Raw genomic sequence first — 16,319 nt, 5'->3', positions numbered from 1 at the left:
GACGTTCGCAGTCCGCCTTTTCAACGGCGCGCGCGCTGGCTGCGTTCCCGTTCCAGTGCGCGGTGATGGTGCCGCACCTTGAGCATGTCATGCCGGGTCACGATGCCAACGACCTTGCGGCTCTCGGCATCGACGATCGGCACCCGGCCCGATCCGGATTCGACCATCAGGTCGGCAATCCGCGCAAGTGGATCGGCCGGGGTGCCGCTCGGCTGGGAGGCGTCGGAAAGGGCTTCCGCCAGCGAGGCGGCCGAGGGCGCGCCTTCGAGCCGCCAGCGCAGGATGTCCGATCGGGAGAGCAGGCCGGAAAGGCGCCCCTCGCCATCGACCACCGGATAGCTGCGATGCCGCGCCGCATCGTCGAAGAACGCCAGCGCCTGGGCAATGGTCAAGGTCTCGGCAAGCGTTTCGGGCGCGCGGGTCATGACCTGTTCGGCCTGGAGGAAGTCCAGCGGATCGACCGTGTATTCCTGAAGCACGTGACGGCCGCGCCGGGCGATCTTCTCCGTCAGGATGGAGCGACGCATGACCAACACGCTCACCGCGTAAGCGCCTGCCGAGGCGGCCAGCGTGAGCGGCAGCATGGCGAAGTCTCCGGTCAGTTCGACCGCGAAGAGAGCTGCGGTGAGCGGCGCGCGCATGGCACCACTGAGAATCCCGGCCATCCCCGCGAGCGCCCAGAGCCCGCTGCCGCCGGGCAGAAACTGCCCCACCAGAAAGCCCATGGCGCCGCCGAGCAGCAGCAGCGGCGCGAGCACGCCGCCCGACGTGCCGGAGCCGAGCGCGACCAGCCAGACGGTGGCCTTGACCAGCAGCAGCGCTAGCGCCACGCGGATCGCCAGCGATCCGTCGAGCAGCCCGCGAATGCTCTCGTACCCCGCGCCCAGGACGTGGGCGTCCATCAGTCCGCCAAGCCCGACCACGAGCCCGCCCAGGGCCGGCCACCACATCCAGTGCAGCGGCAGGCGGCCGAACAGATCCTCGATCCGGTAGAGCAGCGAGGAAAGCAGCGCCGCCTGTGCTCCTGCCAGAGCGCCCATGGCCAGCGCGATGCCGAGCGGGACGGCGCCGAGGGCGATGGCATGATGAACCGGGAACAGGGGGCCGGCGTCGATGAGCAGGGGGCGCCACAGCGAGGAGACCAGCACTGCCACCACCACCGGCACGAAGCTGCGCGGCTTCCACTCGAACAGCAGGACTTCGATAGCCAGCAGGATCGCGGCCATGGGCGTGCCGAAGATGGCGGTCATGCCCGCCGCCGCGCCCGCCACCAGCAGGGTCTTGCGCTCGGCGGCGCTCAGGTGGAACGATTGGGCGAAAAGCGAGCCGATCGCCCCGCCGGTCATGATGATCGGGCCTTCGGCGCCGAAAGGGCCGCCGCTGCCGATCGAGATCGCGGACGACAGCGGCTTGAGCAGCGCGACCTTCAGCGAAAGGCGGCTTTCCCCGAAAAGGATCGCCTCGATGGCTTCGGGGATGCCGTGCCCGCGGATCTTGTCGGATCCGAACCGCGCCATCAGGCCGACGATCAGGCTGCCGACCACCGGAATGGCCACCAGCCAGATGCCCAGCGTATTGTCGGTGATGACGGCGGGATCGACGGACAGGCGACCGAACCAGAACAGGTTGGTCGCCAAAGCGATCGACTTGAGCAGAACCCAGGCTCCCAGGGCGCCGCCGCTACCTACCACGAAAGCCGCCGCCGCAAGCAGAAGCATACGGCGATCCGCGCTGTGATCGGCAAGGGGGCGATGGGGCGTCGTCTGAATCGGGGGCATGGCGCGGGCACATATATCGTAATACGACATATATCAAGATTGACAGCGATACCCCTCTGCGCGGACTGGAAGCGATGCCCCAACACGCGACGATTACCGACGCCGACTATGCGGCGCTTGCGGACTTCCGCTTTTCCCTGCGGCAGTTTCAGGCCTTCAGCGAAAGCCGTGCCGCCGAATGCGGGCTTACACCGCAGCAGCACCAGGCGCTTCTGGTGATCCGTGCCGCGGCACCCGGACTGGCGACCGTCGGCCATGTCGCAGAGCGCCTGATCCTGAAGCCGCACAGCGCAACGGGCCTGATCGATCGCCTGGTCGCGCTCGATCTGGTCGAGCGCCGGCCTTCATCCAGCGACAAGCGTCAGGCGCTGCTGGCGCTGACCGATCTCGCCCACGGCAAGCTGGACAGGCTGAGCGCGACCCACCGCGAGGAAATCCGCCGCCTGCGGCCCATGCTCAACGATCTGCTGGACAAGCTGGACGGTTGAGGCGCCCTGGCCCCGGCCGGTCGCACTCTCAGGGATGGGTAGGCCGTGTCTCCCCGTCCAGTTCCACGGCTTCATGCAGGACCGTCAGGCGATCGCCATCGTCGCGCATTTCGTAGAGCTTGCCGCGCGCGTTTCGGAACGGGCGGTGGACGATCATCATCAGCCGGCCGTCGAAGGCGCGGAACAGCATGCCATGGCCGCTGTCGCGCTCGACCAGCGTTCCCAACTGTTCCCAGGGGCCTTCGACACCGTCGGACCGGGACCGGGCCAGTCCTTCGAGATAGCCGCCCTTGCCGTAGCTGGACCATAGCATGAGCAGCCGCCCCGTCCGCGTGCGGTAGAATTGCGGGCCGTCGGTGACGAAGACGGTGTCGCCCTCGGGCTGCTTCTGGCCCTCGACCCACGGAGCCTCGCTGGCATGGAACAGCGTGCGCGCGGGACCGGCGGCGGAGAGAGCATCGGTGAGCGGCATGGCTTCCATCGTGCCGTCGGTGGTTTGCAGCCACTCGTGGGCGTAGACCAGCCAGGGCCGTCCTTCCGGATCGACGTGCAGAGTTCCGTCCAACGTCATGGCGGAGGCTGGTGCGATGGGCTCGCCCTCGTTCAGCAGCCGGTAGGGGCCTTCAGGCCGCTCGGCTACGGCCAGCACGGTTCCCCGGCGATAGGTAGGGCGTGGCCCGGCGTTCGTTGCGCTTCCGGGCAGAGGGCGCGCTTCATTGTGAACCGTGGTGAAAAGATACCAGCGACCCTTCCAGCGATGCACTTCCGGGGCCCAGGCGCCGGCTTGCGCCCAGATTCCATCGGGCAGCGAGAATACCGTGCGTGGCCTCGTCCAGTTCTTCAGGTCGGAACTGGTGTAGACCATGGTTCCGGGGCGGCGGTTGCCGGTCATGGCGGCATCGTCGCTGGTGAAGAGATAGTACGTCCGCGTCGCGGGATCGGCGACGATGAACGGATCGTGCAAGGGCATCTCGGGCAGGCGCAAAGGCGCTTCGGCGGGCCGGTCGGTCGGCTCGATCGCGGGTGGCGGAGCCGCCGCGATGAGCGAAGCGGACGCGACAGCCAGCATCATGGCGAGGCCGGTCCGCATCGGCCGGAAGAGACAAGGGCGCAACGGATAAGGCAAACCGGCTGGTTCCTTTCGTGGTCGGTCGGCTGAAATCGGCCAAGGACGCCTACACTAATGCGAATGTGCGGTAAGTGAAACGCTATTCCGATAAGTGGGATTTATTGGAAGCGTAAGCGGGCCGTGTGGGATCACGCATGGCACGGTCATCCATGTGTCATCGTCGCGCGATAGGCGCTCGCGCGTGTATCCTGGCATTTCATCGCGCGCGCGGCGCACGTCCGGCAGCCTCGGGTTTGCCGGGCTCGCCGTGTTCTCGCTGCCGGTGCTGTTGTTTCAGGCAGTGGAACTGGCCTGGCGCGCCTATCTGCCCGCTTTTCTCGCCCAAAGCGTGGGCTTGACCCTCGCGCTGGTGGGATCGCTGATGCTGGGCGTTCGCGTGCTCGACGCGGTGGCGGATGTCGTGCTCGGCTGGGCGAGCGACAACATGCGCACGCGTTTCGGACGACGCGCGCCATGGATGCTGGCCGGCGCGGTGCTGGTGCCGATCGGTGCGCTGCTGCTGTTCCTGGCGCCGCCCGGGGCGGGGATCCTGCGCGTGGTCGGAGCAAGCCTGCTGCTCCACATGGGCTATTCGCTCATCGTCACGCCGCACGGAGGGTGGGGTCTGGAGCTTTCGGACGATGAGCGGGAGCGGACCCGCATCATGGGCGCGAAAGTCTGGTTCGGCGTGTTCGGCTCGATCGGGATGCTGGCGATGATCGGCCTGCTGGAACGCCGCTTCGGGTTCGACATAAGCGCACTCGCCACGACTTTCGGCTGGATCATTGCGGTCTTCGCGCCGATCACCGTCCTGGCGGTGCTTCTATCGTTCCGGGAGCCGACACTGCCGGCCCGGTTGCCAAGGTCCGCGCGCCCCGCGCTTGCGATCCTGATCGCCGCGATGGTCCGCGATCCGGCGATGCGGAAGATCCTGGCGCTCTATCTGCTGTGCGGCATGGCCGATGCGTCGACGGCCAGCACCTTCCTCTTTCTTGCTGAACCGGTGCTGGGCGTCAAGGGGCAGGGCGCGACGTTCATGCTGATCCAGCCCGTCATGGCACTGTTTGCCGTGCCGCTCTGGGCCGCCGTTGCCGACCGTGTCGGACGCAAGCGCGTGCTGGCGATCGGGTTCGGCTGGCAGGCGCTGACGATGCCGATCGTCCTCTGGGTTCCCAACGGGAACGCGGCCCTCTTCGGCCTGTTCCTCATGCTTCGGGGCCTTACCTGCGGAATCGACTACATGCTGTTGCGCGCCATGGTCGCCGACGTGGCTGAAAGGAACGGCTCCGAAAACGGGGCTGCGCGCATGTCGGCAAGCTACTACGCCTTGTCCAGCGTGACCCTGAAGCTGGCCATGGGGCTTGGTCCTGGCCTGGGACTGTGGCTGATCGGTGCCTCCGGCTTTCAGGCAGGGGCGCCATCGACTTCGGCCGCAGGTCTCGCCATTCGCCTGGCCTATGCCATGCCCTCGGTCGTGGCGGGGCTGGCCGGTCTGGCCTTGCTGAAGGAGCGGCGGATTCGTGCAAGTGTCGCGACGGGTGTCGAAATCCCGCGTCCTCGCAAGGCTGAAACATCTTTATCGGCGCAATAATTCCCAGCCCTCGCAGCAGTCGCGCGGCGCTGTTCATCACGATTCGTTGAGCGACAAGGCCTGATCGGCAGGCGCCTATCTGCGGCGCTTTGGTCCGTTCCGGAATGGAAACATCTGTTCGCGGCGCGGCGCCGAACTTATCGAGAACCGGTTGAAGTCCCGATCGCAATCAACGCCTTGCATGATCTTCATTCCCAAATCTCCAGAGCGGCCCAGCGCTTCGCCGTGCCGCTTGCCGAATAGCCGTGTTTCCAGTTTCCCGGGGCAGTTTCCAGGTCGGAAGGCCGAATTCCAGACGTGACGTGAAGCGCCCCGAGAAAGGTTGCCATTCATATCGTTGGGAGACGTCTGATGGACAAGCGTGTCGAAATCACCAACCGTGCGACCAAGGCCGTGAAGACCGCCGTGGCCGGCGATGGCACCACGCTGGTTCCCGTGGAGCCCGGCTCGCAGGTGCAGGTGGGGGCGGTGCCGTCTTCCGTCTCGGCAATGGTGCGGGAAGGCGACGATCTGGTCATTCGTTTCGCGGACGGCTCGGCCATTCGGCTCCAGGACTATTTCGCCTGTGCGGCTGGCGATCCGGACCAGTTGGTCCTTTCCGATCCTGAAAGTGCCGCGCAGTGGCTGGTGAACCTGGGCGAGGGCGCCTGCTTCGCGGCGGGCGACACCTCCATCGAGACACTGTCCTATCAGGTTACGCCCGTCGCAGCGGAAAGCACTGCCGCAGCGGGTGGCGCAGCAGGTGCGGGCGGCGGCGTCCTGGGTCTGAGCAATGCTGCGCTGATCGGGCTCGGAGCGCTCGCCGCCGGTGGCGCCGTCGCGGCGATATCGAGCGGGCGCCATCATGGCGGCAGCCCCACACCTCCCGCCGACACCACGCCGCCCGCCGCGCCCACGGTAGCCGCCAGCAACGGCAAGACGCTGGCAGGCACGGCCGAGCCGGGATCGTCCGTCCGGATCGACATCAATGGCGACGGCACGGTGGACGCCACCGTCACCGCAGGCACCGACGGCAAGTGGAGCTATACGCCCCCCGCGGCTCTTGCCAACGGCGTTGCGGTCAGCGTGACGGCCGTTGACGCGGCGGGCAACGCTTCGCTTGCGACACGGATCGTGGTGGATGCGGCGCCTCCTGCAAGGCCTTCCATCGATCCTGGCGACGGCACCGTGCTCACCGGCACGGCGGAAGCCGGTGCTGTCGTCTCGATCGATCTCAATGGCGACGGCAAGGCCGATGCGACCGTTACAGCGGATGCGCAAGGCCGTTGGCGCTATACGCCGACCTCCCCGCTGGCGGACGGCACCACGGTCACCGTCACGGCAACGGATGCCGTCGGCAACGTCAGTCCACCGGCATCGCTGACGATCGACCTCACGGCGCCGGCGGTACCGGCGATCGGTGGGCTTGTGGACGACGCTGGGGTGATCCTCGGCACCGTCGCAAACGGCGGCGTGACCGACGATCGCCAGCCCAGGATCCAGGGCACGGCCGAAGCCGGAGCCGTAATAGCCGTTTACGACAACGGCCTCCTGATCGGCACCGCGACGGCCGACGCTGCCGGGGCCTGGAGCTTCACGCCGCCCGCGCCGCTCTCGGAAGGCAATCACGCGCTGACAGTCACGGCCACCGATGCCGCTGGAAATGCCAGCGGGTCCTCACCCGCGTTCACCTTCACCGTCGATTCCATCGCGCCGGCCACGCCGCAGGTCAATCCGACCGACGGCGTCACCCTCTCCGGTACGGCCGAGCCGGGCTCCACGGTGGAACTCGATATCGATGGCGACGGCGAGGCCGACCTTGCCACGAAAGCCGATGCCCAAGGCGGCTGGGCCGTCACATTGGCAGAGCCTCCGGCCGACGGCACCGTCGTGGGCGTGGTCGCCCGGGACGTCGCGGGCAACGCCTCGCCGGCGGCGGCCGTAACCGTGGACGTCAGCATAGACACCACACCTCCCGGCGTCCCGGCCGGGATCACGGCTTCCGACGACGCTGGCGCGATCCTGGGCAACTTCGGCGCTGGCGGTGTTACGGACGATGCCACGCCTCTCATCTCCGGATCGGGCGCAGAACCTGGGGCGACGATAACCGTCTACGACAATGGCGAGCCCATCGGTTCCGCCAGCGTAGGCCTTGGCGGAGACTGGACTTTCACGCCGCCAACCGCGCTGGCGGAAGGGGCCCACAGCCTGACATTCACGGCCACCGATGCCGATGGTAACGAGAGCGCGCCGTCGCAGCCCTTCCTGTTCACGGTCGATACCATTCCTCCCGCAACGCCCACCATCGCCCCGAGCACGGGTGCCGGGCTGGGCGGCACCGCCGAACCCGGTGCCGAACTCGCCATCGACCTGGATAATGACGGCACGGTGGATGCCGTTGTCCAGGCCGATCCAGACGGGAACTGGAGCTATGTTCCCGGCAGCCTGATTCCGGACGGAACGACCGTCAGCGTGACGGCGATCGATGCGGCGGGCAACCGCTCGCCCGTCGCAACTCTGGTGATCAATGCGCAAGCGCCGCTTGCGCCCATCATCGATGCCGCGATCGACGATCTGGCAGGCTCGACCGGATTCGTAGCCAGCGGTGGGACGAGCAACGATCCCACGCTCGTCCTGACGGGAACGGCTCCCGCCGATTCCACCGTCACCATCCGCGATGGCGCCCTCGTGCTGGGCACTGCCCTTGCCGACAGCGCGGGCAACTGGAGCTTCGCCACGCCCACTCTGGCCGAAGGCAGCCATCTGTTTTCAGTCACTTCGCTCGACCCTGCGGGGCAGGCCGGCGGCCCGTCGTCCGGTTATGCCGTGACTCTGGATCTCACGCCGCCCTCTGCCCCGACGCTGAACCCCACGGATGGCGTTACCGTTTCAGGCCTCGCCGAAGCGGGTGCGGAAATTGCGGTGGATACGAATGGCGATGGCACCCCCGATGCCACCACCACCGCCGCTATCGACGGACGCTGGAGCGTGACGTTCACACCGGGCCTTGCCAACGGAACGCTCGTCAGCGTGGTCGCTCGCGACACGGCGGGCAATTCTTCCGGCCCGGCCACGGGAACGGTGGACAGTGCCATCGACAGCACTCCGCCGCCCATTCCGCAGATCGGATCGCTCACCGATGATCGCGGCGCAGGGCAGGGGACGCTGTCCAGCGGAGACAGCAGCGACGATACGACACCACTCCTGGCAGGCAGCGCCGAGGCTGGAGCAATCGTTTCGATCTATGACAATGGCGTCCTGATCGGCTCCACGGTGGCGGATGGTACGGGCGCGTGGAGCTTCGCGCCGGTCCTTTCGGAAGGCGTCCACAACCTTGCCGCCACGGCCACGGACGGCCTGGGCAACGAAAGCATGCCCTCGTCTCCGTTCGTCGTTACCATCGACACCACACCCCCCGCCGCGCCCGATATCGCAGCGTCCAACGGCGCGCTTCTTCGCGGTCTTGCAGAGGCGGGGGTTACCGTCGCCCTTGATCTGGACGGCAACGGCACGGTAGACCAGACCGTGCAGGCCGATGGCAGCGGCATATGGACTTACGTGCCCGCCACGCCTCTTGCGAACGGCACCATCGTTACCGCAACGGCGATCGACGCGGCGGGCAATGCCTCTACCGCAAGCTCCGTCACCATCGATCGTCAACCACCCGCAACCCCCACGTTCGCATCGGCAACGGACGACGTTGGCCAGAACCAGGGCACCCTGGCCAGCGGCGCATCCACCGATGACAGGCAACCGGCCCTCTCCGGGACGGCCGATCCGGGCTCGGTCGTGTCGGTGTTCGACGGCGGTTCTCTGCTGGGCATGGCCGTCGCGGACGTGGGGGGGATCTGGACGTTCACGCCCAGCCTCCAACTGGCGCAAGGGCCGCATTCGTTCACGATCACGGCAACCGATGCGGTCGGCAATGCCAGTTCCGCATCCGCCCCCTTCGTCCTGACCATCGACAGCATCGCGCCCGCCGCTCCATCCATCACTTCTGTTGCAGACGATTTCGGAGACACGCAGGGCACGGTGGCGCCCGCCGGTTCGACGGACGACACGCGCCCTTCGCTTACCGGCACGGCGGAGAACGGGGCGCTCGTATCGATCTACGACAACGGCGTACTTCTGGGCACCACGGCAGCGAACGACAGTGGCGCATGGAGCTTCACGCCATCCGCGCCGCTGGATGAGGGCAATCACAATTTCGTCGTCACCGCCACCGATGGCGCCGGCAATGTCAGCGCGCAGTCCGCCGCCTACGCCGTGACCATCGTCAGCGGGGCACCGGATGCCCCGGCTATCCAGGGCGCATCGGACAATATCGGCACGGAACAGGGATTCGTCGCCAGCGGTGGCACTACGAACGATACCCAGCCCAGCCTCATCGGCACGGCCGATCCCAATGCCAGCGTAACGATCCTGCGCGGCGGAGTGGAAATGGCAACGATAGCGGCCGACCAACTCGGCATCTGGCGTTATACCCCATCCGCGCCGCTCTCGCAGGGCACTTACTCTTACACCGCGCGCAGCTCCAATACGGCAGGCACGGAAAGCGTGCTTTCGTCTCCCTACCTCATCACCGTAGACACGACGCCGCCGCCGCCTCCGGCATTCGTATCGGCGTTCGACAACGTGGGATCGCGGCAGGGAGTCCTGCTGGGCGACGCCGTTACCGACGACGCGGTTCCCATTTTCTCCGGCACGGCCGAGCCACGCTCGAAAATCACGATCTTCGATAATGGCGTCATCGTGGGCACGGCGGCCGCCGGAGAGACGGGCAACTGGAGCTTCTTCCCCAGTCCGGCGCTGACGCAGGGAACGCATGTCTTCACCGCCATCGCCACGGATGCAGCCGGAAACGCAAGCGGCGCGTCCGCAAGCTTCACCCTGACGATAGACACGGCCGCGCCCGCCGCGCCGGTCATCGCGCCCAGTACGGGTGCCAGTTTGAGCGGAACCGCAGAACCGGACGCGACGATCAATCTCGATCTGGACGGCAACGGCACCGTGGACACGCAAGTGACGGCCAATGGTTCCGGCGTCTGGACCTACACACCAGCGGGCCTTCTGCCGGACGGTGCGACGGTCATCGCCACGGCCGTCGACGAGGCCGGCAATACCTCGGCAACCCGCAGTCTGGTGATCGACAGGACGCCGCCGGTCGCTCCGACCATCGTTGGCGCAGTGGACGACCAGGGGCCGCAAATGGGAACCGTCGCGAGCGGCGGTGCGACGGACGACGTCTTGCCCCTGCTGACGGGCACGGCGGAGCCGGGCACCACGGTCACGGTTTTCGACAATGGCTTGCCCATAGGACAGGCCCTTGCAAGCGCTACCGGCATCTGGAGCCTGGCCATCACCACGCCGCTGTTACCGGGCGCTCATGTCTTCACGGCGCGGGCGACGGACGCCACGGGTAACCTGGGCCCGGCATCGCCCAGCTATACTCTTACGGTCGATATCGGCACGCCGGCGCCGCCGGTCATCACCGGCCTGACCGACGATATCGGCGCAACGCAGGGCACGGTAGCCACCGGAGGACGAACGGACGATCCCCAGCCTGCCATTGTCGGAACCTCGGCCGCGAATGCCACGATCGTCGTCTATGCAGATGGCAATCCGATCGGATCGACCACTGCGGACGGTGCCGGGAACTGGAGCCTGATACCGGCAGTACCGCTCGGGAACGCGACCCATCTATTGACGGCCATCGCCACCAGCGCAACCGGCTATGTCAGCGGCGTTTCCAACAGCTATAGCGTCACCGTGGATACCTCGGCGCCGATCGCGCCGAACATCGTTACGGTTACGGACAATGCGCCAGGCATCACCGGCACCGTCAATCCGGGCGACGTGACCAACGATCCCACTCCCGAGATTATCGGCACGGCGGAGGCCGACGCCACGATCACGATCTTCGCCAATGGGATCGAGGTTGCCACGACGCTCGCGGATGGTTTCGGCAACTGGCGTTTCGCCCCTCCGTTGGCGGACGGATTGCAGGTCATCACGGTCCGCGCTACGGATCTGGCCGGCAATACCGGGCCTGTTTCCGCGCCCTTCACCTTCACCATAGACGCATTGCCGCCCGCGCCGCCGGTGGTCGATCCCGGCAATGGGCAGACCGTCCTTTCGGGAACGGCCGAGCCCGATGCCTTGATCAGCATCGATATCGGCAATGACGACATCGTCGAAGCACAGGTCCAGGCCAACGGAGCAGGCCAATGGAGCTATGTCCTGCCCGGTCCCCTGCCTCACGGAACGACCGTGGCGATTACCGCCGGGGACGCGGTGGGCAATGTTTCCTCGAAGACCATCACCGTCATCGATGCGGCACCTCCCGGCATGCCCAGTCTGGGGACGGTGACCGACAACGTAGCTCCCGATCAGGGGCCTGTCGCTGATGGCGGAGCCACCAACGACAGCCAGCCGGAGTTTACTGGAACGGCGGACGTCGGCAGCCTGGTGACGATCCTGGACAACGGCGTGCCGATCGGAACGACGCTGGCGGACAATCTCGGCGTCTGGACGTTCACGCCGAGTGCGCCGCTGCCCGGTACCGCGCACAGCATCACGGTGACAGCCACCGACCCGTCCGGCAACACTGGCCCCGCCTCCGCGCCGTTCCTGTTCACGCTGGACACCAATGCCCCGCCTGCACCGCTTATCCAGCAGGTGGTGGACGACACCGCGCCGCAACCGGGCGTGGTGGCCGATGGCGGCTCCACGAACGACACGCAGCCCCTGATCGAAGGTACCGCGGAATCCGGGACGACCGTCAGCCTCTACGTCAACGGCACCTTGTTCACGACAACAGTTGCTGCCGGTAACGGGGCCTGGTCTTTCACGCCCACACTGGCGCCGGGAAACTATGTCTTCACCGTTACCGCCACCGACGACGCGGGCAATGTCAGCCCTGAATCCCCGGCTTACGAGATAGAGATAGACATTACCCAGCCGAACACGCCGTTGCTCAACCCTACAGATGGGGTGACCGTATCGGGCACCGGCGATCCGGGAGCGACGATCGAACTGCACCTGGACGGAGACATTGTGCCTGAGGCCACAGCCACGGTGGACAGCTTCGGCCAATGGAGCGTGACCTTCGTGCCGCCGCTGTTCGATGGTCAGATCGTTTCCGCGATAGCCGTGGACCCGGCGGGAAATCGCTCGCTCGCTAATGTCGAAATGGTGAACGCCGCGATAAACACCACGCCGCCACCCATTCCGCCTACGCCCACGGTGGCAGATAACGTGGGCACTTCGCAGGGACCGATCGGAGCCAACGGATCGACCGACGACCCGACGCCGGAGATTTCCGGCACCGCACAGGCCAACGCGCTGGTGACGATCTACGACAACGGCCTTGCGATCGGCACGACCCTGGCGGACCCGGGTGGCGTGTGGACGTTCACCCCGTCCTCACCGCTTGCTGACGGCCCGCACAGCATAACGGCTACCGCCAGCGAAGGCGGCCGCCAGAGCCTCAACAGCGCGCCGCTGAGCTTCGGCGTCGATACCGCCCCTCCGGCGCCGCCATCGATCGACGCCAGCAATGGTTCGGTCCTGACCGGGACGGCCGAAGCCAATGCGACGGTAGGGCTCGATCTGGACGGTGACACTGTTATCGACGTTTCAGTGGCCGCCGATGGCACCGGTAGATGGTCCTATGCGCCGTCATCGCCTCTTGCGGGAGGAACGGTGGTCAGTGCCACGGCAATCGATGCAGCGGGCAACGCGTCGCCGCCCGCCTCCACCACGATCGACCGCACACCGCCAGCCACGCCCGCAATCGCGACGGCCTTTGACAATGCAGGTCCAACCGTCGGGCCAGTGGGAAGCGGTGGCGCCACTGACGATGCCACGCCGACCCTTTTTGGCACCACGGAAGGTGGCGCGACCGTCACCGTTTACGACTGGGGTATCCTGCTCGGGACCGCGACTGCCGATTTGTTTGGTCAATGGTCGTTCACGCCAGCCGCGCCCCTGACCGACGGCGTCCATTCCTTCACGATCACGGCGACGGACCCCTTGGGCAATCTGAGCGCGGCGTCGGCCCCGTTTGCGCTGACGGTCATCACAGGCGCTCCCGCTGCCCCCGTGATTTCCAATGCCCTAGATGATCTGGGAACGATCCAGGGTTCCATAGCTTCCGGCGGCAGCACCGACGATACCCGGCCCACGCTGACCGGCACGGCAGCGGCCAACGTCACCATTTCGATCTACGAAGGCGCAAACCTGCTCGGCACGACCGGCAGTGACGGGGCAGGCGTCTGGAACTTCACACTGCCCACCGATCTAGCGGGAGGGGGGCATGTCCTCACCGCCATCGCCACCGACGCGGCGGGCAATCAGAGCCTTGTATCCAACACTTATGCGATCACCGTCGACAATGCCGCGCCTGCCGTGCCCGTGGTGGTATCGGTGACCGACGATGTCGGCGTGATCCAGGGGAACCTCGCATTAGGGGCGACGACCGACGATACGCGCCCGAGCTTGAGCGGTACGGCCGAGGCGAATGCGGTGATAAGTCTCTATGACGGTGCAACGCTGATCGGCTCGACGACGGCCAGCGGCACCGGGAACTGGAGCGTCACGCCACTCGCGCCTCTCGCCAGTGGGCCGCATTCGCTCACCGTCACGGCCACCGATGCCGTCGGCAATGTCAGCGTGGCGACGCCCGTCTTCCCGATAGTCGTCGATATCGCAGCGCCATCCGCACCGGTGATCGTCAGTGCCGGCGACGACGTGGGCGCCATCCAGGGTACGGTCGCCAACGGCGGCGCTACCGACGACGGCGCGCCGTCGCTTTCCGGAACGGCGGAAGCCAATGCGATCGTTTCGATCTACAACAACGGCGCGCTGCTGGGCACGACCCTGGCCAGCGGCACGGGCGCATGGAGCTTCACGCCGCCATCGGGCCTCCCGGACGGCCCGCACAGCTTCACCGCCACCGCGGGCGATCCGGCGGGCAACGTTAGCGCCGTCTCGACCGCCTATATCGTCACCGTGGACAGCACGCCACCGGCGGCGCCGACGATCTCCACCATCACCGACGACACGGGCCCGCGAACCGGTAACATCGCCAATGGCGCGCCGACCGACGATACTTTGCCGACTTTGGCAGGCTCGGCCGAGGCCAATAGCCTGGTATCGATCTACGAAGGCGGGACATTGCTGGGCACTACCGCTGCCAATGCATCCGGCGCGTGGAGCTTCACGCCATCCACGCCCCTGTCCCCCGGCGAACACAGTTTCACCGCAAGAGCGACCGACGCGGTGGGCAACCAGGGCCCGGCTTCCGCGACGTTCCTGATCTGGGTCGATACCAGCCCACCGGCAGCGCCGGTGATCGGCAGCCTCATCGACGATATCGGCTCGATCCAGGGGCAGGTCGCCAATGGCGGCGTGACGAACGACACGCTGCCATTGCTGCGCGGCACCGCCGAAGCGGGCTCGACCGTAAGCATTGCGGCGAACGGCACGGCGCTGGGCACGACCCAGGTCGACTCCGGCGGCAACTGGACCTTCACGCCCGCCAGTCCTCTCAGCGAAGGTTCCTACACTTTCACCGCAACGGCCACGGATGCCGCGGGCAATGCCGGGAGCGTTTCCAACAGCTTCATGGTGACCGTCGATACTTCCGCTCAATCGGCGCCGGTGATCACTTCGATCGTCGACGACGTGGCGCCGGTCACCGGCACGGTCGCCAATGGTGCGAGTTCCAACGATTCGGCGCCGCAATTGATCGGAACGGGGCCTGCCAATACCACGGTCATCGTCTACGATAACGGCGTGCCGCTGGGGACGACCACGGCTAACGGCGCGAGCACCTGGACGTTCACTCCGGCTACGGCACTGAGCGACGGTCTGCACAGCTTCACTGCCGTGGCGGTCGATGCCGCGGGCAATGCCAGTTCGGCTTCCAACGCTTATGCGATGGCCCTGGACCGGACCCCGCCCGCTGCGACCGTGGCGATCACCACGCTCGTCACGGACACGGGAACCGCGGGGGACTGGAGCACATACGATCGCAGTCCCACCGTGGGCGGCACGCTCAGCGCGTCTCTCGGGTCGGGCGAAATCGTGCAGGTTCAAATCGACGGGGGGGCGTGGATCGGTGCGGCGGTTTCAGGCCAGACCTGGCTCTACGGCCTTGGCAACATGTCGGTGGGATCACATGCCGTGGCGGTCCGGATCGTGGATGCGGCGGGCAACATCGGCAGCAGCGCCGCGCACGCCCTGAACATCACCGCCGTGCCGGAGCAGGCACCGATGGTTCAGGCCTCCGGCACGGCGCTGCTCGGTCTGGTCGGGTTGGAAGCGCTCAACCTCCTCGATCTCAGCACACAGTCGCTTACGGCGGTGGACCCGAACAACAATCTGAAGACCGTGCAAGTCCGCTATGCGCCTGTCCTGGCGCTGTCGCTGGGGGCCTATACCCTGACCGCTTCCACTGCCCTCGCGGCTGAGCTGGGATTGCACATCCAGGTGACGAATTCGTCGGGCATCTTCGGTATTCTCGGCCCTTCGTCGACGCTCACCATCACTGCGCTGAACGGCGGCGCGATGGACAACCTGGCCGTCAACGAGCTGCTGAACACCGTCCATTTCCAGCAGAACCTGTCGCTGCTGGGTCTCGACGTGCTCAATTCCACCTCGATCACCGCTACCGACATGGCCGGGCTTCAGGCCTCTGCCTCGACCGGATCGTTGCTCGACGTCAGCCTGTTGAACGCCAGCGGTTCGTCCAACATCTTCGAGGGAACGTCCGGAGCCAACACTCTGACGGGCGGGGCAGGTAGCGACCGGCTCTACGGCTATGGCGGCAACGACACCCTCAACGGCAACGCCGGCAACGATCTGCTGCGCGGCGGCACCGGCGCAGACGCGCTCAGCGGCGGGACAGGCAACGACACCCTGGTCTATGATGCGGCGGATACTCTGATCGACGGCGGCGCGGGTACCGACACGCTGTTGATCGACAGCGGGACGGGGGCCGTGCTCAATCTCGACGCGGTGGCCAATATCCAGAACATCGAACGGATCGACCTGGGCCTGGGCGATGGCGGACGGCAGATCACCCTTACCGAGGCCGGCGTTCTCCGCGCTACGGACGAAGGCCGGCAACTGACCGTCACCGGCGATGGCGCCGACCGTGTCACGATGACGGGCGCGATCCTGCAAGGCCAGACGGTGATAAACGGCGAAGCGTACAACCACTATACCCTGGGCTCGACCAGCATTTATGTCGACCATCCAGTGCTGGTGGTTGTCTAGGCCGTAAACAGAAAGGGGCGCAAGACCATTGGTCTCGCGCCCCTCCTGCATTCTCCTTGAGGAGAACTCGTCATCGAATGAGCTGCCTTCGC

5 protein-coding genes are annotated in these 16,319 nt (G+C 66.4%); 3 read left to right on the top strand and 2 right to left on the bottom strand.

From position 1 onward, the window contains the following. Window positions 1-20 precede the first annotated feature (20 nt). Complete coding sequence (locus ACI3K3_RS03240) at window positions 21-1,778, bottom strand: chloride channel protein (protein WP_404912020.1); 1,758 nt, start codon at window positions 1,776-1,778, stop codon at window positions 21-23. Between the two features lie 74 nt (window positions 1,779-1,852). Between ACI3K3_RS03240 and ACI3K3_RS03235 the strand changes: the two genes are divergently transcribed. Beyond that, entirely contained in the window at window positions 1,853-2,266 is a 414-nt protein-coding gene (locus ACI3K3_RS03235; protein WP_404912018.1) for a MarR family winged helix-turn-helix transcriptional regulator, read from the top strand. A gap of 28 nt (window positions 2,267-2,294) precedes the next feature. Here ACI3K3_RS03235 and ACI3K3_RS03230 read toward each other — a convergent pair whose 3' ends face one another. After that, the gene (locus ACI3K3_RS03230; protein WP_404912016.1) at window positions 2,295-3,356 is read right to left on the bottom strand and encodes a glycoside hydrolase family 43 protein; all 1,062 of its coding nucleotides are present in this window, start codon (window positions 3,354-3,356) and stop codon (window positions 2,295-2,297) included. 220 nt (window positions 3,357-3,576) lie between these two features. Here ACI3K3_RS03230 and ACI3K3_RS03225 point away from each other — a divergent pair, with 220 nt between their 5' ends. Together ACI3K3_RS03225 and ACI3K3_RS03220 are read left to right on the top strand one after the other, a co-directional pair. Continuing rightward, window positions 3,577-4,965: an MFS transporter gene (locus tag ACI3K3_RS03225; RefSeq protein ID WP_404912015.1), complete on the top strand. Its 1,389-nt coding sequence runs from the start codon at window positions 3,577-3,579 to the stop codon at window positions 4,963-4,965. A gap of 351 nt (window positions 4,966-5,316) precedes the next feature. Next, window positions 5,317-16,227 (top strand): Ig-like domain-containing protein, encoded by a 10,911-nt coding sequence (locus ACI3K3_RS03220; RefSeq protein WP_404912013.1) that lies wholly within the window; start codon window positions 5,317-5,319, stop codon window positions 16,225-16,227. Window positions 16,228-16,319: the final 92 nt, after the last annotated feature.

The sequence above is a fragment of the Novosphingobium sp. ZW T3_23 genome (genome assembly GCF_044987305.1).
GTDB lineage: Bacteria > Pseudomonadota > Alphaproteobacteria > Sphingomonadales > Sphingomonadaceae > Novosphingobium.
Note: the sequence above shows the minus strand (reverse complement) of the source record. Positions and strands in the feature narration are given on the sequence as shown.

Coding starts and splice junctions, on each gene's coding strand:
- ACI3K3_RS03230 (WP_404912016.1), bottom strand. CDS start 3,356: ATGCGGACCGGCCTCGCCATGATGCTGGCTGTCGCGTCCGCTTCGCTC.
- ACI3K3_RS03240 (WP_404912020.1), bottom strand. CDS start 1,778: ATGCCCCCGATTCAGACGACGCCCCATCGCCCCCTTGCCGATCACAGC.
- ACI3K3_RS03220 (WP_404912013.1), top strand. CDS start 5,317: ATGGACAAGCGTGTCGAAATCACCAACCGTGCGACCAAGGCCGTGAAG.
- ACI3K3_RS03235 (WP_404912018.1), top strand. CDS start 1,853: ATGCCCCAACACGCGACGATTACCGACGCCGACTATGCGGCGCTTGCG.